The organism is Pauljensenia sp. UMB10120 (assembly GCF_030212035.1).
GTDB lineage: Bacteria > Actinomycetota > Actinomycetes > Actinomycetales > Actinomycetaceae > Pauljensenia > Pauljensenia radingae_A.
In genome coordinates this window covers 22,962-43,452 of record NZ_JASODH010000001.1, presented here as the reverse complement: position 1 = coordinate 43,452, position 20,491 = coordinate 22,962, and the positions used below count along the sequence as shown (strand labels likewise).

General features: G+C 59.6%; 17 protein-coding genes. 2 read left to right on the top strand and 15 right to left on the bottom strand.

Annotation, left to right across the window (positions count from 1 at the left end):
- Positions 1-91 precede the first annotated feature (91 nt).
- From nusB to QP093_RS00120, 14 genes are all read right to left on the bottom strand, one after another.
- Positions 92-715 carry a transcription antitermination factor NusB gene (gene nusB / locus QP093_RS00185; protein ID WP_285014023.1) on the bottom strand — a complete coding sequence of 208 codons (624 nt, stop codon included), beginning with the start codon at positions 713-715 and terminating at the stop codon, positions 92-94.
- A gap of 2 nt (positions 716-717) precedes the next feature.
- Entirely contained in the window at positions 718-1,281 is a 564-nt protein-coding gene (gene efp, locus QP093_RS00180) for an elongation factor P (protein ID WP_058236796.1), read from the bottom strand.
- A gap of 42 nt (positions 1,282-1,323) precedes the next feature.
- A complete protein-coding gene (locus tag QP093_RS00175) occupies positions 1,324-1,857 on the bottom strand; it encodes a shikimate kinase (protein WP_058236797.1) in 534 nt (177 codons plus the stop codon).
- Entirely contained in the window at positions 1,847-3,445 is a 1,599-nt protein-coding gene (gene aroB / locus QP093_RS00170) for a 3-dehydroquinate synthase (protein WP_285014022.1), read from the bottom strand. The genes QP093_RS00175 and aroB overlap by 11 nt, the downstream gene beginning before the upstream one ends.
- Positions 3,442-4,653 (bottom strand): chorismate synthase, encoded by a 1,212-nt coding sequence (gene aroC / locus QP093_RS00165; protein ID WP_285014021.1) that lies wholly within the window; start codon positions 4,651-4,653, stop codon positions 3,442-3,444. The genes aroB and aroC overlap by 4 nt, the downstream gene beginning before the upstream one ends.
- 57 nt (positions 4,654-4,710) lie before the next feature.
- A complete protein-coding gene (locus QP093_RS00160; protein ID WP_285014020.1) occupies positions 4,711-5,406 on the bottom strand; it encodes a prepilin peptidase in 696 nt (231 codons plus the stop codon).
- Between the two features lie 2 nt (positions 5,407-5,408).
- A complete protein-coding gene (locus tag QP093_RS00155) occupies positions 5,409-6,293 on the bottom strand; it encodes a shikimate dehydrogenase (RefSeq protein ID WP_285014019.1) in 885 nt (294 codons plus the stop codon).
- Entirely contained in the window at positions 6,259-7,407 is a 1,149-nt protein-coding gene (gene mltG, locus QP093_RS00150) for an endolytic transglycosylase MltG (RefSeq protein ID WP_285014018.1), read from the bottom strand. The genes QP093_RS00155 and mltG overlap by 35 nt, the downstream gene beginning before the upstream one ends.
- Before the next feature lie 136 nt (positions 7,408-7,543).
- Entirely contained in the window at positions 7,544-8,041 is a 498-nt protein-coding gene (gene ruvX / locus QP093_RS00145; RefSeq protein WP_058236802.1) for a Holliday junction resolvase RuvX, read from the bottom strand.
- Positions 8,042-8,065: 24 nt separating this feature from the next.
- On the bottom strand, positions 8,066-10,756 hold the full coding sequence (gene alaS / locus QP093_RS00140; RefSeq protein WP_285014017.1) for an alanine--tRNA ligase: 2,691 nt from the start codon (positions 10,754-10,756) through the stop codon (positions 8,066-8,068).
- Between the two features lie 124 nt (positions 10,757-10,880).
- Entirely contained in the window at positions 10,881-11,504 is a 624-nt protein-coding gene (rpsD, locus tag QP093_RS00135; RefSeq protein WP_058236804.1) for a 30S ribosomal protein S4, read from the bottom strand.
- Positions 11,505-11,616: 112 nt separating this feature from the next.
- Positions 11,617-12,957: a replication-associated recombination protein A gene (locus QP093_RS00130; RefSeq protein ID WP_285014016.1), complete on the bottom strand. Its 1,341-nt coding sequence runs from the start codon at positions 12,955-12,957 to the stop codon at positions 11,617-11,619.
- An 11-nt stretch (positions 12,958-12,968) separates the two neighbouring features.
- Positions 12,969-14,414: a L,D-transpeptidase family protein gene (locus tag QP093_RS00125; protein WP_285014015.1), complete on the bottom strand. Its 1,446-nt coding sequence runs from the start codon at positions 14,412-14,414 to the stop codon at positions 12,969-12,971.
- A 140-nt stretch (positions 14,415-14,554) separates the two neighbouring features.
- Positions 14,555-15,172, bottom strand: coding sequence for an L-threonylcarbamoyladenylate synthase (locus QP093_RS00120; RefSeq protein ID WP_058236807.1), 618 nt, complete (start codon positions 15,170-15,172; stop codon positions 14,555-14,557).
- 153 nt (positions 15,173-15,325) lie between these two features.
- Between QP093_RS00120 and QP093_RS00115 the strand changes: the two genes are divergently transcribed.
- On the top strand, positions 15,326-16,969 hold the full coding sequence (locus QP093_RS00115; RefSeq protein ID WP_285014014.1) for a DUF4091 domain-containing protein: 1,644 nt from the start codon (positions 15,326-15,328) through the stop codon (positions 16,967-16,969).
- A gap of 60 nt (positions 16,970-17,029) precedes the next feature.
- Here QP093_RS00115 and aspS read toward each other — a convergent pair whose 3' ends face one another.
- Positions 17,030-18,886 carry an aspartate--tRNA ligase gene (gene aspS / locus QP093_RS00110; protein WP_285014013.1) on the bottom strand — a complete coding sequence of 619 codons (1,857 nt, stop codon included), beginning with the start codon at positions 18,884-18,886 and terminating at the stop codon, positions 17,030-17,032.
- Positions 18,887-18,975: 89 nt separating this feature from the next.
- Here aspS and QP093_RS00105 point away from each other — a divergent pair, with 89 nt between their 5' ends.
- The gene (locus QP093_RS00105; RefSeq protein ID WP_285014012.1) at positions 18,976-20,367 is read left to right on the top strand and encodes an MFS transporter; all 1,392 of its coding nucleotides are present in this window, start codon (positions 18,976-18,978) and stop codon (positions 20,365-20,367) included.
- Positions 20,368-20,491: the final 124 nt, after the last annotated feature.

Below are 20,491 nucleotides of genomic sequence, written 5' to 3'. Positions count from 1 at the left end.
AGTAGCGCACTCGCGCGTCTGTCGGCGGGCGCGCCGAGGTGACATTACATACGTGAAGGCCGCTTCCGTTTAGTGGAAGCGGCCTCCAGGCTCAGTAGTCCGACAAGAGCTCGTCAAGCTCATCCATATTCATATTTTCAACATCCGCAAGGCTTGGATGCTGCTTTTCAACATCAGCAAAGCTCGGATTCTGCGTGTCAGCTTCGCTGCCGCTGTCCGGGGCAGGCTCGTCAAGACGTGCAGGCTCGTCCATCACACGCTCACGCGTCCACGATGGCGTCTCGAGGCCACGCCGAATCGCATCGAGCACGGCATTGACAAAAGCAGGCGAATCATCAGTCGAAATGGACTTCACGATCGACACCGCCTCGTCAATGACAACCAGCGGAGGAACGTCGTCCTCGTTCACAAGCAGTTCCCACACTGCAACGCGCAGCACGGCCAGGTCAACGGCCGGCATCCGATCCAGACCGTGCACTTTTGCGTGTTGACGCAGCAATGTATCGATGTCGTGCAGGCGCTCTGCCACGCCCTCGATAATCTGCAGAGAGTATTCCGGCAGCGGTGTCTGCGCTGCGGTAACGACACGCCGCTCACGCAGAAGGTCGCGCAGAACTTCCGGGTTGCGACCCATACCGCGTTGGTCGGCCTCGTAAATGACGTCGGCTGCGCGCTTGCGGGCCTTGGTGCGGGCAGTGAAAGCGAAAGCGGACACGGTCAGTCAGTGACTCGTCCGGAGTATGTGCCGGTGCGGGTGTCAACCTTGATGCGGCTTCCTTCCTCCATGTACAGAGGAACCTGGATTTCATAGCCGGTTTCGAGCGTCGCTGGCTTGGTGCCTGCCGAGGAGCGGTCACCCTGAAGGCCGGGCTCGGTGTGCGTAATAGTCAGTGTCACAGTTGCCGGCAGGTCAATGAAGAGAACCTGGCCGTCGTGCTGGGAGACGATGACATCCTGGTTCTCCACCATGTAGTTCACGGCGTCGCCCACAGTTTCGCGCGGCACCATGATCTGCTCGTAGGTTTCCTGATCCATGAAGACGTAGTCATCGCCATCTTGGTACAGGTAGGTCATGTCGCGGCGATCCACAGTGGCTGTTTCGATCTTGACGCCTGCGTTGAACGTCTTGTCGACGGTCTTGCCGGACATCACGTTGCGGATCTTCGTGCGAACGAATGCAGGGCCTTTACCGGGCTTGACGTGCTGGAATTCGACAACCTGCCACAGCTGGCCGTCAATCACCATCACCAGGCCGTTCTTCAGATCATTTGTAGTAGCCACGTGCATTCCTTCACTCTCGACAAAACCTAATCGCCCGCTATCTTACAACGATTGAGCAATATTCCTCACCACGTCAGCGGGACTGACCCCAACCGTGTTCACACTCACGTCAACCAGTGGCGCATATGATTCCCGCAGTTCTTTCATCATCTGCGTCATCATCGCGCGCGGAGCGCCCAGGGCGACTGACCGAGGGGCGCCCATATTCTCTCGGCGTGCGATCTCTGCAGGGGTGGCAGCCAGCTCCACTACGGTTGTGCCGTTGCTGCGTGCTTTGAGCAGTGCGGCACGCACCCCTTCATCTGTCGGCAACGATGCGCTGAGGGTGACGATCTGACCACGTGCCTGGCCGTCTGGGCTGAGCAGACGAAGAGCTGTGCGCCGCTGCGCGTCTTCCAGGCGCGGATCGCGGCTCACAATCAGCTGGTGGATGGACAAATCCAGGTCACGTGAGACCACGTCGTCTGTCTCCATGAGACGCAATCCCAGACGGTCAGCCAAGAGCCGTCCCACCGTCGTCTTACCCGATCCTGTCACTCCAATAAGGACGACACTCGGTCCACTCTCAGTCAGCATGAATGCCTACCTTGCTCGCTGGAATGCGCAGCTGCTCAGGATCAACCACCTGCACAACCGGATGGCCACTACCGTCCAAAAGGACGAACCTGAGTTCGCCGTTGCGCACTTTCTTATCCAGCTTCATGATCTGGACAAGGTCGTCGAGGCGCGCACCGCTGTAGGACACAGGCAAGTCAAACGCGCTGAACAGGTCGCGGTGAAGCTGGACATCCTCGTCAGTGAGCATGCCGCGGGCGTGGGCGAGTTCGGCGGCAAAGATGCAGCCGACGGCCACAGCGTCACCATGTCGCCACGTGAAGTTTTCCTGCCGCTCAATGGCATGCGCGAGGGTGTGGCCATAGTTAAGAATTTCGCGCATACCGGATTCCTTGAGGTCGGAACTGACAACACGCACCTTGACGGCAACGGAACGCTCCACCAGTTCTCGCAGGTTGAGTCCGTGCGGATCGATCAGCACAGCAGTGTCTTCGATGTGGTCACGAATCAGGTCAATGATCGCGCGGTCTGCGATGAAACCGCACTTGATGACCTCGCCCATCGCTGAGCGCATCTGCTGGCTCGGCAGCGTGTCCAGCAGCGCGACGTCCTCGATCACAACGCGCGGCGTGTGAAATGATCCCACGAGGTTCTTGCCGGCCGGCGTATTGATACCGGTCTTGCCTCCCACCGCTGCATCGACCATGCCCAGGAGCGTCGTCGGGATCTGGATCACGTCCACTCCGCGCAGCCAGGTGGCGGCGATGAACCCTGCCAGGTCAGTGGTTGCTCCCCCGCCAATCCCAATCACGGTGTCTCGTCTGCCAATGTGAGCTTCAGCTGCTGCCTGCCATCCAGCTTCCGCGACCGCAAAGGTTTTTCCGCTTTCGCCATCTGGATGTTCCATGACGGCCACCTCAACACCGTGGCGCGTCAGGTTGTCAGCGATCTGGTTGACGTACTCGGCCACTGCCGGTGGGTGCACGATGAGGGTGCGTGACCCGGCGGGAACGTAGTGGGTCAACACCTGTGGCACAAGCGAGTGTCCGATCAGGACGTCATAGGGAGCGGGTCCGTCCACTGTCAGTGTCGTCACGTCACTGAACGTCATCACGATGTCCTCCACAACACGCTCCACTGGACCTGAATCCGAGGTCACACGTATGGTCGCCACTTCATCGTAGTAGCCTGCGCGTTCACTGCGTAGTCTGCGTAAAGCAGCATCGGCATCACCTGCCAGGAGCGGACGATGATTCTTGCCCGAGGTCCGGCGCACCAGTTCATCGTGGTCCGCGTCGATAAAAACAACGGTCTGACCTTTCAGCAGTTGCCGCACCTGAGGCGAGGTCACAGCTCCCCCGCCCAGTGAGATCACCGAACGGTGGTTCAAGACCAATTCGATCGCCTGACGTTCATATTCACGGAAAGCTGCTTCGCCCTCGTCCCTGAAGATATCAGTGACGGGACGACCCTGGGTGCGCACAACAATCTCATCAGTATCTTCGCACGGCACTCCGAGGCGTTCAGACAACAGCCGTGCGACGCGGGTCTTGCCTGCCCCCGGCAGTCCGACCAGGAAAATCGGCAGATGTGCGGGGATCGCGCTCATGCGCGCGCCTCGATAGCGGCCATGTAGGCTCGCAGATTGCGCTTGCATTCTTCCAGTGAATTCCCGCCCGCATGTGATTGAAGCGCCCGAGCCATGACGAGGGCGACCATCGCCTGCGCGATGACTGCTCCGGGGACAACCTGACACGTGTCGGAGCGCTGATGCAGTGCCTGAGCATCCTCACCGGTTGCCATATCCACGGTTCGCAACGCGTGCGGCACCGTGGAAATCGGTTTGAAGCCTGCGCGCACAATAATCGGCTGCCCGTTGCTGGTCCCGCCCTCAATGCCGCCCGCATGGTTGGAAGTTCGGGTCAGGTGGCCGTCGTCGGCATGAACTATTTCATCATGTGCGGTTGACCCAGGCATGCGTGCCTGCAGGAAGCCGTCACCGATTTCGACGGCCTTGACGGACTGGATGGACATGAGCGCACCGGCAAGCTGGGTATCCAGGCGTTGGTCAGCACTGACATGCGTGCCGATTCCGATCGGAACGTTGTAGGCGATGACTTCAGCAATACCACCGATCGTGTCACCGTTGCCTTGAGCCTTATCAATCGCCTCCGTGAATTTCTGTTCAGCCTGCGGATCCAGGGTGCGTACGGGCGACTCATCAAGGGCCTGGGTTTCGCGCGGAGTCGGAAGCGTGGTGGAGCCAACATAGCGGTCTCCGACAGCAACGACGTGGCTGACCAGTTCAATTCCGGCAACTTGGCGCAAATATTCCTCGGCAATAGCTCCCAAAGCGACCCGAGCGGCAGTTTCGCGCGCAGAAGCGCGCTCGAGGATATTCCGGGCATCCTCGTGGCCGTACGACAGCATTCCTGGCAGATCAGCGTGTCCTGGACGAGGCCGAGTCAGGCGTTTATTGCGGGCAACTTCGCGCTCATCGCCGGTTCCGGCATTGACGAGCAATGCGTCGGGATCCACCGGATCCGCACTCATGACGGTTTCCCACTTGGGCCATTCTGTGTTCTCGATGGTCACGGCGATCGGAGATCCGAGGGTGGTGCCGTGACGAATACCGGACAGAATGTGCACGACGTCTTGTTCGAAGCGTTGACGTGCGCCTCGTCCGTATCCAAGGCGGCGGCGAGCCAATGCCTGCGTGATGGTCTGCGTCGTGCATGTGATGCCGGCGGGTAGTCCATCCAGGGTCGCGACAAGAGCCGGGCCATGTGATTCTCCAGCGGTGATCCATCTGAGCATGCTCCGAGTGTGTCACATTGAGCGACGTCGAAGCATCTCATTCCACTACCGTGTGCCTCACGCAGGTATCTGCCAGGACGGGATGATCTCCCACAGGACCAGTGCCAGCGCTGCTCCGCCAATGAGCCACGGGCCCAGAGCGACGCGGGTGCGGCCATGAGCTCCCAGTGCAATGATCGCCCACACCGCTGCGATGCCCGCTCCCACAAAACAGATGACCAGACCACCAAACGTGCATGCCCATCCGGGGATACCTGTCAGTGCACCCAGCACCGGCGCAAGTTTGACGTCACCGTAGCCTGCTCCGTGCGAAATCTTCGCTGACAGCCACAAGGGCAGAGTCCACATCACCATTCCGCCGATCATGGAGATCCACCACGTGTCGTTGACCTGTTGAGCGTACTCGCTGCAGAAAATGACTGACGCGATGCCGATGATGGCACCCCCAGCAAGGACGAGGGTGTAACGCGTGGGCAACTTATGGGTCTTGGCGTCAACGAACGCGCTCAGAGGCCCGATCATCGCAAGAGTGACGATCGCGGGCGCCATCGGTGAGGCATGCGCGGCAAGCAGGGTGACCATGCCGGTGAGGGCACAGACCCATACCACCGTCATGCGATTCATGGGCCTCATGTTGATGGTGGTGAAGTAGCGACGCTGAACGCGCCATCCTGCGCGGTTCAGCCACATGGCGATCGCGATCCAGACCATCAGCGACAGCGCCAGTGACAGCGCTCCAACATCGTTGCCCATGATCATGATGCTCGAGGTACTTCCGCTGCACGATACACCGCATCCATGACGGGTTCGACTCGGGGTGTTCGACTGGTCATCACGCGCACCTGCGCCAGTCCCTGGAATACCAGCATGTCGAGGCCGTGAGCAATGCGCGCCCCACGGTCACGGTAGGCCTGAACGAGTGGTGTGATAGTCGGTGCATACACCACGTCCAGCAGAGTCTGTTCGGATCGTGGCCGTACACGTGCGGCAATGTTGTCACACACGCCGGCCGGCATAGTGGAGATCACGACATCGGTTTCATCCAGGCTGGCGATGACGCGTTCAGTGTCATCCCACATGATGTGGGTACTGGTCACGCCCAGGCGGCTTTCTGCCATAACAACGGATCCTGGCCCCGAAAAGCGCCGCGCGACGATACGGACATCATCAACGTGCATGCTCTTCAGCGCAGCCAGCGCGGATGAGGCAGTTGCGCGGCCCCCCAGGATCGTTGCGCTGCGAATCGGCTCGAGTCCAGTGCGCGCTCGCCTGACAGCTTCCACGATGCCTTCGACATCCGTGTTCAGACCGGTCAGTAACCCGCCTGCCGGGACGACAGTGTTGATGGATCCCACTGCTTTGGCCAGCGGATCAACTACATCCATGAGCGGGGCAATGACCTGCTTACACGGCATGGTCACTGACAGTCCCAGACAGTTCGGATCCCACTGCTGGATCAGGGATGCAACGCCGTCCCTGTCGCATTCGATGCGTCGGTAGGCCCACCGTGGGTCACACCCCAGATCGTCCCATGCGGTCCTGTGCAGGACGGGTGACAACGAGTGCGCCACGGGCGACCCAATGACCGCCGCCCAGCGGCTCGTGTCAGCACTTTCCGGGATTGGCTTCGCAATATTCATCGAACTTTACCTTGTTCTTTTCCTGTTCCTCGTTCGTCGTCGCGAACAGGGTTTCACCGGTGTCAAGGTCGATGGTGACGAAATAAAGCCAGTCACCGGGTTCAGGATTGAGGACCGCGTTAATTGCTGTGGATGATGGCGAGGCGATGGGCCCCGGAGGCAGTCCCTTGATCAGGTAGGTGTTATACGGGTTGTCGTTGGCCAGGTCATCCTTCGTAGGAACGCCGCCATACTTGCCCACACCGTACAGGACGGTGGAATCCATCTTGAGCTGGCCACGAGTTTCACCTTCAGTGTCCTTCAGGCGGTTTTCAATGACGCGTGCCACCATCGGCATGTACTTTTCCAGGTGCATTTCGCGCTCCACAATGGAAGCTTTAATCAGGACGGTCTGGCGCTGATCCTCGGGCACTCCTGCCTGATCCAGTGCGTCGACTCGCGCCTGAATCATCTCCGAGAGCAGGTCAGCAGGCGTATCGTCCTGAGATACCTCGTACGAACCTGGTTCAAGCCAGCCTTCGAGATTACCCTGAGCCTGCGCAGGCAGTCCCAGTGTTTCAGGGTTGTTGATGGCTTCCTGAATCGCCTCGTCACTGAAGCCGCTCACTTCACGCATTTTATCGAGAGTCTGCTTCAGTACCGAACCTGGGGTGACAGTCACGGTGTTTTCGGTACGGTTGGTTTCATCCAGCAACGCTGCCACGGCACCAGAAGCCGACATCTGTTTCTTCAGCTGGTACGTGCCGGGTTTGATGCCCGATGCCGCCTTATTTGCGTCAAACGCGCGGTTAAAGGCTGCAACTGACTTCACCACGTCGGCCTCGACAAGTTTAGCTCCAATATCGGAACCGATCTCGCCTTTGTTAATGGTGACTTCGACGCTTCCTGAGCCGGGGCCTGGGTAGTCATCGCTTTGGTCCGCCACAACTCCGGTGGACTTCAGTGCAGACACGGCAACATACGCCGCTCCGCCCAGAACAGCCAGCACGGCAATGATGACGATAAAGGTCCGAATTTTGCGTCGAGTTCGACGTTTGCGCTGCTGACGAGCTGCATTGCGGCGCGCCTCGGCACTGAGTTGTGCACGGCGCTGCGCGCGCGTCGGTAGTTCCACACCACCTGCCGGAGTGCCCCCTGACGATGGGCGAGGTACACGCTGTGAGGGCTGAGAGGTCCTGGATTCTTGCGAGGTTTGCCGGTGACGGTGGCGATCCCTTCGTGAAGGGAACGGTGGCCGCAATGGGTCTGAATCAGTCACGTTCGGCCTTTCCACTACTCAACGATGGATCTCCCAGAGACACGGTTTGCCCTGGCGGAGTCCCCGATATTCGTTCGCTCTCCAGCGCTAGCTCCAGAATAATCTGAGCCGCGACCTGGTCCACCATCTCCCGATGGCGGTGAGTTTCCACTTTACTGTCCCGGAGCCTGCTGTGAGCCTGATTGGAGGTTAAGCGTTCATCCACCATACAGATGCGTCCGCCACGCCAGCGTGCCGCAATTCGGTTGGCCACGCTGCGGGCCATATGGGCACTTTGTCCCTCTGTCCCCTTCAAGTGCCGAGGCAGCCCGACCACGATCTCAATCGGATCGTATTCATCGATGATGTCCAACAGATCATCGATTTCAGAATGATCTCGTTGAACATGAACGGTCTCCACCGGCAGGCACACGATCCCGCGTTCATCGGACCTGGCCACACCGATGCGCACGGTCCCCACGTCCAGTCCCAGACGTACTCCCGTTCGCATGCTCACCAGGTCTACCTTCCCTGTTTACTTCAGCGAGTCGGTGATCGCTGACAGGGCCTGATCCATATTCGTCAGATCACGACCGCCACCTTGGGCAACGTCATCACGGCCACCGCCACCGCCACCGAGAACCTGCGCAGCAGTGCGCACAAGCATTCCAGCCTTGACGCCGCGCTCACGCGCACTCTGGTTGGTTGCGACAACGATACTCGGCTTGGAGTCGATATCTCCGATCAGTGCCACCACCGCAGGCTCGCCCTCGCCCATCTTGTCGCGCACGGCGAGCGCCAGGGAACGCACGTTGTCGGCAGAACTCATCTGGCCGGCCGATGCGGCAACGGCGCGGATGCCATTATGCATTGTGGCCTCAGCGATGAGCTGGTCGACATGTGCCAGCGCGCCGCGCGTTTCGGCCTCCTCGAGCGCTTTCTCTGCTTTCTTCACACGCGCCATCAGCTGTTCAACGCGCGAGGGCAGATCTTCGGGGCGCCCTCCGAGCAGCGATGACAGCTGCGAAACAAGGGCATGTTCGCGAGCCTGGAATCCGTAGGCACCAGATCCGACCAGTGCATCGATACGGCGCACACCGGATCCGATGGATGATTCACCCAGCAGCGCGATGCGTCCGATATGTCCGGTTGTGGGGACGTGAGTACCTGCGCACAGTTCCTTCGACCAGTCGCCGCCGATCGACACAACACGCACTTCGGAACCGTACTTTTCACCGAACAACGCCATAGCTCCGGTCTGCAGAGCCTGTTCGATTGGCATCACTTCATCCGTCACAGCCAGATCATCAGACAGCCGGTCGTTGACCAGGGATTCAATGTCATCAACCTGACTGGCTTCCAGCGCACTGTTGTGGCGGAAGTCGAAGCGCAGACGCGACGGCGAGTTCTCCGATCCTGCCTGCGTAGCGTTGTCCGAGACGATCTGGTGCAAAGCGCGATGAATCATGTGAGTGGCGGTGTGTGCGCGCGCAATGGCGCGCCTGCGTTCAGTGTCGATCTCCGCCCACGCGTCGGCAGCGACAGAAATGGTACCTTCGACCAGTTCGCCGCGATGGACCGTCAGCCCCTTGATCGGAGCCTGCACGTCATCAATGCGGACCACTCCCCCGCCTTCTGCCACGCGAATGGTGCCGTGGTCGGGTTGCTGACCGCCCATCTCCGCGTAGAACGGTGTTTGGTCGAGGACGACCTCAACATGTGCGGGAGCTGTTGCTGCGGGCACTGACTGACCATCCACCAGAATTGCTGCCACATGCGCGTCGGCTGCCATGTCGGTATATCCGAGGAACTGAGACTGCCCGCCCAGCTCATGTGCAATCTCGTGGAAAACGCGAACATCAACGTGTCCGGTCTTCTTGGCGCGAGCATCCTGGCGAGCACGCTGCTTCTGCTCGTTCATCAGCTCCGTGAAGCGCTGTTCATCCACGCTCACGCCCTGTTCGGCCGCCATCTCGAGGGTCAGATCAATCGGGAAGCCGTAGGTGTCATGCAGCGCAAACGCGTCTTCACCGCTGAGGGTGGCCGTCGAATGCGCCTCCTGGCTCGTTTCCCTGGCCTGCTTGACTGCCGCGTTCAGGATCGTCGTGCCCGAGGTGAGGGTGTGCATGAACGATTCTTCTTCACCGTACGCAACATCTGCGACAAGATCCCAGTTCGTCACCAGATCCGGGTACGACGGCGCCATGGCGTCACGTGAAACCGGCATCAGCGTCGGGAGTGAGGATGTATCGACACCCAGCAGACGCATCGACCGGATGGCTCGGCGCATCAGGCGCCGCAGAACATATCCACGTCCATCGTTTCCGGGTCGCACGCCATCGAGGATCAGCATCATCGCGGAGCGAATATGATCAGCCACCACGCGCATGCGAACGTCGTCATCGGCATCGTCATGGTAGTGGCGCCCGGACATCTCTTCGACGGCCTGGATGACGGGGTAAACCTCGTCAATTTCGTACATATTCGGCTTGTCCTGCAGGACGAATGCGAGGCGTTCGAGACCTGCACCCGTGTCAATGGCCTTGTCATCGAGTTCGCCCAGCAGCGGGTAGTCCTTTCCGCTGCCTTCGCCACGCATGTACTGGTCAAAAACGAGGTTCCACAGTTCGAGGTAGCGGTCGCCGCCCGGGTCAACGGTGCCGCCCACAGCTTCGGGACCGTATTCAGGGCCGCGGTCGTAGTGCCACTCACAGCACGGACCGGCTGGCCCGGGCTGGCCTGTATCCCAGAAGTTTTCCTCGCGTGGAAGCTTGACGATGTGGCGCGGATCCATACCGATCTGTTTGGTCAGCACGTCGTAGGACTCGTCATCATTCTCCCACAGCGTCGTCCACAGTCGGTCTGCGTCCAGGCCGTACATGCCGTCCTTTTGCGAGCCGGTCAGCAGGTTCCACGCCAGGTGGATCGCACCTTCCTTGAAGTAGTCACCGAATGAGAAGTTTCCGTTCATCTGGAAGAACGTGCCATGTCGCGTGGTACGTCCAACGTTGTCGATGTCGTTGGTGCGGATGCACTTTTGCACCGATGCAACGCGCGGCCACGGCGGCGGTTCAACGCCGGTGATATACGGAATGAACGGCACCATCCCCGCGATCGTGAACAAAATCGATGGATCGGGAGAAATCAGTGAAACTGATGGACGAATTTCGTGATCGTGTGCAGCGAAGTAGTCGAGCCAGCGGGAACGAATCTCAGAGGTGCGCATGTGTCCTCATCGTATTGGAAAAGTAGAGGGAAAGCGAGATACACCTGAAGGGCGACCTCGAACGGTGTGTCGATAAAGACCCCGGGGCGCACAGGCACCCGGGGTCCTCATCACACGTTCATACTCAGCGTGAGTAGTGCTCAACGACCATCTGGACGTCACAGGTCACTGGAACTTCAGCGCGCTTGGGGCGACGCACCAGTGTGGCCTTGAGACGTTCCAGCTCAACGTCGAGGTAATCCGGAACTGCCGGCAGTACATCGCGGTGCACGCCGGAGGCGGCGATCTCGAACGGAACAGTGGTCTGCGACTTTGGCTTGACTTGGATCGTCTGTCCGGGCTTCACGCGGAAAGAGGGGCGGTCAACGATCTTGCCGTCCACCATGATGTGACGGTGTACAACCACCTGGCGAGCCTGCTGGATGGTGCGGGCAAATCCTGCACGCAGAACCAGAGCATCAATGCGCATTTCGAGCAGCTCAACCAGGTTTTCACCGGTCAGGCCGTCCTGACGGCGAGCTTCTTCGAAGATGCGGCGAATCTGAGCTTCGCGGATGCCGTACTGTGCGCGCAGACGCTGCTTTTCCTTCAGACGAACGGCGTAGTCGGAATCCTGGCGACGGCGGGTACGGCCGTGCTCGCCGGGGCCGTAGGGGCGCTTCTCAAAGTAACGCACAGCCTTCGGGGTCAGTGCGATTCCGAGTGCGCGTGACTGGCGCACCTGCTTCCGTGAACGATTCGTCGACATAAAACGGTTTCCTTTCCTGTTTCATGGGTCATGTCCGGCTCCCGTTGAACCGAACATGGGGTCAACACAAACGGCTAAGACCCCAGGTGTTGTCGTGGACAACCCTCATAGCTTACCCCATGGACAGCAGCTGCCTTAACACTGTCAGCCGCTTCGTGATCATTGCCTCAATTCCGTTTTCAGTCGGACGGTAGTACTGAGTGCCTTGCAGATCATCCGGTAAGTACTGTTGTGCGGCCACAGAATGCGGCGCATCGTGGGCATACAGGTAGCCTTCCCCGTGCCCAAGTTTCTTCGCTCCTGCGTAATGGGCATCACGCAGATGAGCAGGCACCGGGCCGCCTTTCCCGCTGCGCAGGTCGGCCAGCGCCTTATCGATCGCGAGATAGGACGCATTGGATTTCGGGGCGGTCGCCACCGCGATCACGGCCTGTGCCAGGATAATACGCGCCTCAGGCATGCCGACCATCGCCACTGCCTGAGCAGCTGCCACGCAGATTCCGAGGATTTCCGGCGCCGCCATTCCCACGTCTTCAGAGGCACAGATCATGACGCGCCTGGCTATGAAACGAGGGTCCTCCCCCGCTTCGATCATCCGAGCCAAATAGTGCACGGCGGCATCGACATCAGATCCGCGCATTGACTTAATAAACGCGGAAGCCACGTCATAGTGCTGGTCCTGATCCCACCGCACGAGCGCCTGGTTTGCGGCGGTTTCCACGTGGTGTTGAGCAATGACCGTATCGTCCGCATCGCGCGCCGCACCTGCTGCAGCTTCAAGCAGTGTCAACGCCTTCCGGCCATCTGCTCCTGCCAGTCGGACGAGGCTAGCCAAAGCGGCCTCGTCGATGGTGAATTCACTCTTCAGTCCGCGAGCATCGTCAAGGGAGCGGGTAATCAATGTGCTAATCCCGTCTTCGTCGAGTGGATGCAGCGTCAACAGCAAAGAACGTGACAGCAATGGCGAAATGACGGAGAACGACGGGTTCTCGGTTGTCGCCGCCACGAGTGTGACCCACCGGTTTTCAACAGCCGGAAGCAGTGCGTCCTGCTGGGACTTGGAGAATCTGTGGACCTCATCAACGAACAAGATGGTGTCTTCGCCGCTGGCAGCGGTGCGACGGCGTGCCGATGCGATGACATCGCGAATGTCCTTGACTCCCGATGAAACAGCGGACAATTCTTCAAAATGTCGATGTGAGGCGCGTGCCACCAGGTAGGCAAGGGTCGTTTTGCCGGTTCCCGGCGGACCCCACAGGATCATGGAGGAGAGCGGTCCAGAATCTGCTGCCGCTGACAGCATGCGTCGCAGGGGCGATCCCGCCGTCAGCAGATGGTTCTGCCCGACGACCTCGTCAATCGAGGTGGGGCGCATCCGCACAGCGAGCGGCGCATGCTCGTCGAACGAGGGTACCCCATTGGTGTCAATGCCTTCACTGTCAAATAAATCCATAGGGATACGGCTTAATAGTGGCTCATGACAGGGGTGCCGATTTCGTCGAAATCGTAGATGAGTTTTGCGCCCCACACGGGCATGTTCAGGCATCCGTGCGAACCGCCCGGTCCGGACCATCCGAATTCACTCACCCACGGTGCGCCATGCATGGCGTACGAGCCCGTGAAGTAGGACACCCACGGCACGCCCTTGGCGCAGTATGGCCACTCGGGTGTGCACCCCATGTCCTGCTTCTCATACTTGAGGTAGACGTGATACAGGCCGGTGACCGTTTCGTGGCCAGGTGAGCCGGGAACAATGCTGATGGGTTCGTGAGCCTGTTTCGTGCCGATGTACGGGGTGACCGTCAGCCTGGTCAGATCAATATCGATCCACTTTTCGCCCTCAGCAGCCGGATACGGCAGATTCTCCGCACCCGGGGCGATCGGGCGCGTCTTCGTTTCCTGCGGCACGTCGTCATAGGTGATCGTGCCTTCATACGTTTCGCCATTGTCGAGGGCACTCATCAGCGCGTTCGACAGGTCAGCGACATTATTGGCTTTCAGGCCGGGTTTACCTGGCCATGCTTCTACCAGCACGTCGCCTGCAGCATTGACGTTGTTGATCGTAGGGTCGGCTTCCACATTTGAGGCTTGGGCAGTTGCTGATACCCACGAGCCAACAGCTTCAGAGGAGTAGTGGGCGGTGAGCTTGCTGTCCGTGTTCTCGAAGGAAATCCACTGGGCAACGTCGGCGCGCGAGGGTGTGAAGGAGTCGATCGTGTCGGTCAGTGAAACGTCTGTCTCCAGCATTTCATCTGCCTGCTGGGCAGCCTGCTGTGCGGCTTCTGTGGTAACGGACGGCTCCGACTGCGTCGAGGACAGGTCAACTTCCGTGTCGCCCAGCGTTGTCGCAGCGTCCATCAGAGCTGTCGTCAGTGCTTGCGCGTCAATCGTTGTGCCATTTTCGGCAGGATCAACCACGAATGCATCACGGTCGGCGTCGTAGTGGGCGGACGCATCGACGGCAGCAGGTCCCGCTTGACGCGCAAGCGTTTCCGCCATCGCGCTGAGTGCCTCTTCATCCGTTGTGGTCACCACCGGGATCTGTCGGGATGTGAACAGTCCCTGCAGGCGGCTTGTCCAGGAACGGCTCGATTCAAGAGCCAGGGTCGCTGTGGCTTCGGCGTCGATCTGGATACCGGCGTCAGCCAGAGCGATCTCAGTTTCTTTGCCATCAACCCGGGCGGTGACACGAATGTTCTGCGCACGTTCGTTGATAGCGGCAACGACCTCGTCATGCGTCATTCCTGAAACTGGAATAGCGGCAACAGATGTACGCGGAAGCGCCCGCTCATCGTAGTGGGCAGCGTAGGCAGCCCCCGAACCGACCAGCGCAACCAGCACGGCAGTGCATGCCGCGATCAGGATCCACACACGTGTCCTGCGCGGTTCTCGCCTGACGTGTTCGCTCACAACATCGCTCCTTCGAATATAGCTCCATGCCGGATGCTACCTAAGGAACTGAAATTTGGATACTGATTGTGAGCAAAATTCCCAAATTCGTGTACTCTCGCGCTGCGCCATTCCACAGTGCGAGAGCGCACAGGAAACTTCTATTCAAATAGTGACGTGTCGCCAGCGCCCTTACGGGCGATCACTGCCGTACCGTCGGTGTAATCGATGACGGTTGTCGGTTCGGCCAGACCGACCGGGCCAACAATGACAAGATCCACCATGTTGCCGATGCGGTCGTCAACATCGTGTCCGTCCACCAACGGCTCGTCTTCGCCAGGCATGATCAAAGTCGAGCACAGAAGCGGCTCCCCCAGAGCTTCGACAATCGTTTGAGTAATCACATGATCTGGCAGCCGGACGCCCACTGTGTGCTTCTTCTTGTTCAGCGTCATACGAGGCACGACCTTGGTGCCTTGGAGAATGAACGTGTACGGTCCGGGCGTCAGCGCCTTAATCGTGCGGAATTGGTGGTTGTCGACGATGACAAGCTCACCCAGCTGCGCAAAGGAATGACACAGCAACGAGAAGTTGTGCTTCTCGTCGAGTTTTCTGATCTGCCGGATGACATCCATCCCTTCCTTGTTCCCCAGGGTGCAGGCAATCGCATATCCCGAGTCGGTCGGTAATGCGATGGTGCCACCCTCCTTGAGGAGGTCAACGGTCTTAGTGACCAGGCGGGCTTGTGGATTCTCCGGATGCATTTCAATGTGAGCCATGTCTCTAGTGTGCCTCATTTTTGTCCTCTTCGCTGGAACTTGTCGCGTGTCTCTTCCAAAAAGAAAGTGCCCATTGATCAGCGTCGTTAGGCGGCACGGGCGAGAACTTCATGGCACACTGGAAGGCAACTGACACCGTGCGGAAGGATCTTGATGGCTGCCCCCACTTCACGCGTCGATATCCGATTGGTTGACGACCTGACAAAGGTGCTTCCCAGCGAGGAGCCCGACTCGCTCACGCAGCCATTGGTCACGCGCACCGGTCAGTCGATCAATTTCCAGGTGGCCTGGCACGAGCACCAGGACGTGTACTGGTCGCGCTCTGAATTGACGTTGACCATTCGCACGGACGGTGAGCCCGTCCAGGTCTGTCACGTTGACCTGGTTGCGGCCGGCCTGCCAGCACCGGCAGATGCAGATGACGGGTATCTGGCAACCCAACCATCCCTGCTGCCCGATCTGCTGACCCCTCTGGACGCGAGCGTCGACGGTGCTCTGACGACTGTTGTGCTGCAGGCGCACCATATGGGATGGAATGCCGTATGGGTGAGTGTGCCGGCATTTTCGGGCACAATCACCGTAACTGTCACCCGCGCCGATTCAAATCTGTTCGAACAAACCGTATCTGTCACAGGCGTTGATCTGACACACCACGACAGCGATTTCATCAACACCCAGTGGCTGCATCCGGATTGCCTCGCCACGTACTTTCACGTTCCCATGTGGTCCGAGCAGCATTGGCACGCCCTCGCCAATCATGTGCGGGCCGCTACACAGATGGGCGTGAACAGCTTGCTGACCCCGATCTGGTCTCCCCCACTCGACACGGCGGTCGGCACCTACAGGCCTGCGGCACAGTTACTGGATATCAGCTATGACGGGACGTACCACTTCGCCACGGAGCGTCTCGATCGGTGGGTTGATATGGCACTGGATGCGGGTATCCGCTACCTCGAACTGCCACACCTGTTCACGCAGTGGGGTGCGCACGCGTGTCCGCAGTTCATCGTGAAAACAACTGAGGGGGAACAACGGCGTTTCGGATGGGACACGGAGGCAACCTCGCCCAAGTACCGCGCGTTTGTCGAACAGCTCATCCCATTCCTCATCGGTTATTTCCGTGGACGCAACCTCGGTGATGCGATCTGGTGGCATATTTCAGACGAGCCTGATGAGACCAACCGTTCCAGCTATCAGGCGGCGCGCAAGCAGGTGATCGATCTGCTGGAAGGGCAGATGGTGGGCGATGCACTGTCCGATCCGGATTACATCGACCTGGTTGACCATCCGATCGTGGCCACCACTGCGGTGACGCGTTTCCGTGAGGCTGGCTACGAGCCATCCTGGGTGTACTACTGCGTGGGTCAGGCGAACGCTGTGGCCAACCGTTTCATCGCGCAGCGCCCGATTCGTCACCGCATGCTCGGTCTGCAGCTGTTCTGCGCGAACAGTCGCGGTTTCCTGCACTGGGCGTTTGACTTCTACTACTCGCAGCTGTCGGTGCGTCCCATTAATCCGTTCGCCGATTCCAGCGCCGGCGGAGCGTTCTTCTCAGGCGACCCATTCGTCGTGTATCCGGCGGACGACCTCGGCGTGTATTACTCGCTACGTTACGAAATGCTCCGAGCTGCCTTCGAAGACCTCGTCTTGTTCCACGACGCGGCCACGCGTATTGGTCGCGAGGAGGTGCTGCGCATCATGGATCCGAATCGCACTGTTGATTTTTCGTCCGGATGGATCAGCGAGGGCGACTATCTTGCGCGGCGTGCCAGACTGTTTGAACGCCTGGCGTCGTAAAAGCCGAGGGCGACCCGACACATGTGTGTCCGAGCCGCCCTGACAAAATGGCACTGACGATCACGACTTGTCAGCCTGGCCAGCCTTTTCGGCCTTCTCCGCCTTGTCGGCTTTGTCGGCCTTCTGATCCTGGTCTGTTTCACCGCGCTTGCGCGGTTTCGCATCGACCCCTGCTTCCTTACGCTGACGCGGCGTGATCGGCGCGGGCGCGTCGGTCAGCGGGTCGTATCCGCCACCGGACTTCGGGAAGGCGATGACGTCACGGATCGAGTCGGCATGCGTGAGCAGCGAGACGATGCGGTCCCATCCAAATGCCACGCCGCCGTGTGGCGGTGCGCCGAACTTCAGTGCGCTCATGAGGAATCCGAACTTCGATTCGGCTTCTTCCTCGGAAATTCCCATCACGTTGAAGACGCGCTGCTGAATGTCGTCACGGTGAATACGGATCGAGCCGCCACCGATTTCGTTGCCGTTGCACACGATGTCGTAGGCGTAGGACAACGCGTGCTCCGGATCGTCCTCGAAGTTGTCACGCCATTCGTCCTGCGGCATGGTGAACGCGTGGTGGACAGCGGTCCATGAGGAGTGCCCCAGCGCCACGTCACCTTCTGCTTCAGCTTCGCCGGTCGGTTTGAACAGGGGTGCGTCGACGATCCACACGAATGACCATGCGTCCTCGTCAATCAGGTTGCAGCGGCGTCCCACTTCCAGGCGCACAGCGCCAAGCAGTTCGCGGGTTGCTGTGGGCTTTCCGGCGCCGAAAAAGATGCAGTCACCGGGGTTGGCTCCTGTGGCCTCGACCAGGCCTTCGCGTTCCTGATCGGAAATGTTCTTTGCTACGGGACCGCCCAGTGTTCCGTCCTCAGCAATGGTCACGTAGGCCAGTCCCTTGGCTCCACGAGCCTTGGCCCATTCCTGCCACTTGTCGAAGGTGCGGCGAGGCTGTGAAGCACCGCCTGGCATCACGATTGCACCCACATACGGGTTCTGGAAGACGCGGAACGGGGTGTCCTTGAAGTAGTCGGTCAGGTCGATCAGTTCGCATCCGAAACGCAGATCCGGCTTATCGGAGCCGTATTTGGCCATTGCTTCGTTGAACGGCATGCGTGGGATCGGAGTCTTCAAGTCGTAACCGATTTCAGCCCACACTGCTCGCAGCACGTCCTCGGACACGGCAATGACGTCGTCCTGGCTGACGAAGCTCATCTCAATATCAAGCTGAGTGAATTCGGGCTGACGGTCAGCTCGGAAGTCCTCATCTCGGTAGCAGCGCGCAATCTGGAAGTAGCGTTCCATTCCACCGACCATGAGGAGCTGCTTGAACAACTGCGGTGACTGAGGCAGGGCGTACCAGCAGCCTGGAGACAGGCGCGCCGGCACGATGAAGTCGCGGGCACCTTCAGGGGTGGAACGCGTCAATGTCGGTGTTTCAACTTCCACGAAATCGTGTTCGTACAGGGCTTCGCGAGCCGCCCTCGACACGCGGGAGCGCAAACGCATCGCATGCTGCAACTGGGCGCGACGCAGATCGAGAAAACGGTAACGCAGACGTGTCTCTTCGCCCACGCTGCCGGATTCTTCGGCATGGGCCGACACCTGGAAAGGCAAAGCCGGCGAGGTGTTCAGAATCTCAATGTCATCGCCCAGAATCTCAACCTGCCCCGTGGACAGTTCCGGATTCTCGTTGCCTTCGGGACGGGCGCTGACTTCGCCGGTTACCCGTAGGCAGTATTCTGAACGCAGCTCATGGGCGACGGATTCATCGCGGACAACAACCTGCACGATTCCGCTGGCATCTCTCAGGTCAATGAACACCACTCCGCCATGATCACGGCGGCGGTCAACCCACCCGGTTAATGTCACTGTCTGACCGACCAGGTCGGTCCCCATCTGAGAGATCGTGTGTGTGCGTAACACCAGTTTTCCTTTCATTGACTTCACTGGTCGCCGCATCTGCGAAACAGGCAGCGCAGCAATCCAGAGTGACACAGGGTAGTCTACGGCTCATGGAGACCAACCGCGAAACGCCTGCTCAGATCACCGAGGGTGACGCCGTCACGCGGTGGAGTCGCGATGAGAAAGTTCTGCTGGCTGGTTCCATCGTCTTGATCACCCTGGCAGCATTTGAAGCGCTGGCAGCTATGACGATCATGCCGAATGTTGTGGCCGATCTGGGATCCGATACGTGGTTCGCCGTCGCGTCCGGAGCGGCGATCGCCATGCAGCTTGCCTCCACCGTCATCGCCGGACCTCTGTGTGATGCACGCGGCCCGCGCAAGGTGCTGCTGTGGGGTGCCGCACTGTTTGTGGTGGGGCTGGCGCTGTGCACATTCGCCGGGCATATCGCACTCTTCGTCATCGGACGCATGATTCAGGGTCTGGGCGGTGGCCTCGTCATGGTGCCGATCTATGTTTTCGTCGGCTCCATCGCGTCACCGCGGCATCGGCCCACGTTTTTCGCCGCCTTTTCGATGGCGTGGGTGTTTCCCTCTCTGGTCGGTCCTGCGATTGCCGGATGGGTCACGGCCACGTGGGGCTGGCGATGGGTCTTCGGCGTAGTGCCGTTCATCGCTGCCGTCGGCCTGGCGGCAATGGTCCCCGTGCTGCGGCGTTTCCCTTCTCGTCAGGGTGCGGTCGAAGGTTCGATGCGTCATCTGGCCGCGTTGGCGGCCGGAGCGGGTGGCTCCGTTGTGCTGGTGCAATTTGCAGGAACGCTGAGTGGATGGGCGCTCGTTACGGCGACTGTTCTCGGCCTGGCCGGCTGTGCCATGACATTGAAGCGCCTGGTTCCCGACGGCACGTTTACTCTTCGCCCCGGTATTGCCTCAATCATTGCCACTCGCGCACTGGTCATGGGCGGTCTGTCTGGCGCGGAGGTTTTCCTGCCGCTTGTTCTCCAGCGTGTGCACTTATGGAGTGCAAGTCATGCATCGCTCGCCGTGACGATTGGCTCAATCACGTGGGCGATAGGCTCAGCGATTCCCACGCGCGTCAACACTCAGGCAACGCGCGAAAGACTGCCGCTGGTGGGCGCGAGCCTCATGGTGGTCGGCGTTCTTCCCGTGTGTTTCCTGGTGTTGAAAGGGCTCCCGCCGGCTGTCGCCCTTGTGGGGTGGAGTATTACAGGTCTGGGGATCGGAATGGTGCACTCAACATTGTCTGATCTCACGCTCGGGTCAATTGATCCGTCTGAACACGGACGGGCCTCCTCGTGGCTCCAGATTGCTGACAATGCGGGCGGCGCCGTGGAACTGGCAATCGTTTCGGTCGTGTTGGCCGTCTGGATGCCGGCGTTTGAGGGCGGTATTCAGTATGTTCCAGCCCCCGTAATCGCGCTGGGCGTGTGCCTGCTGGCGGTGTTCGCCTCCTCCAGAATCCGCTCAAAACAGGCGCGGTGAGGCATTTCACCGCCGCTCACGCTAGGAAATGAGCGCGAAACGCAATAGTGTTAAAACTCGTCAAGGCGCTTCCCACTGTGATAGTGATCGGCCAGGAGCCGATGTGTGTTGTTGGTGTAATGGG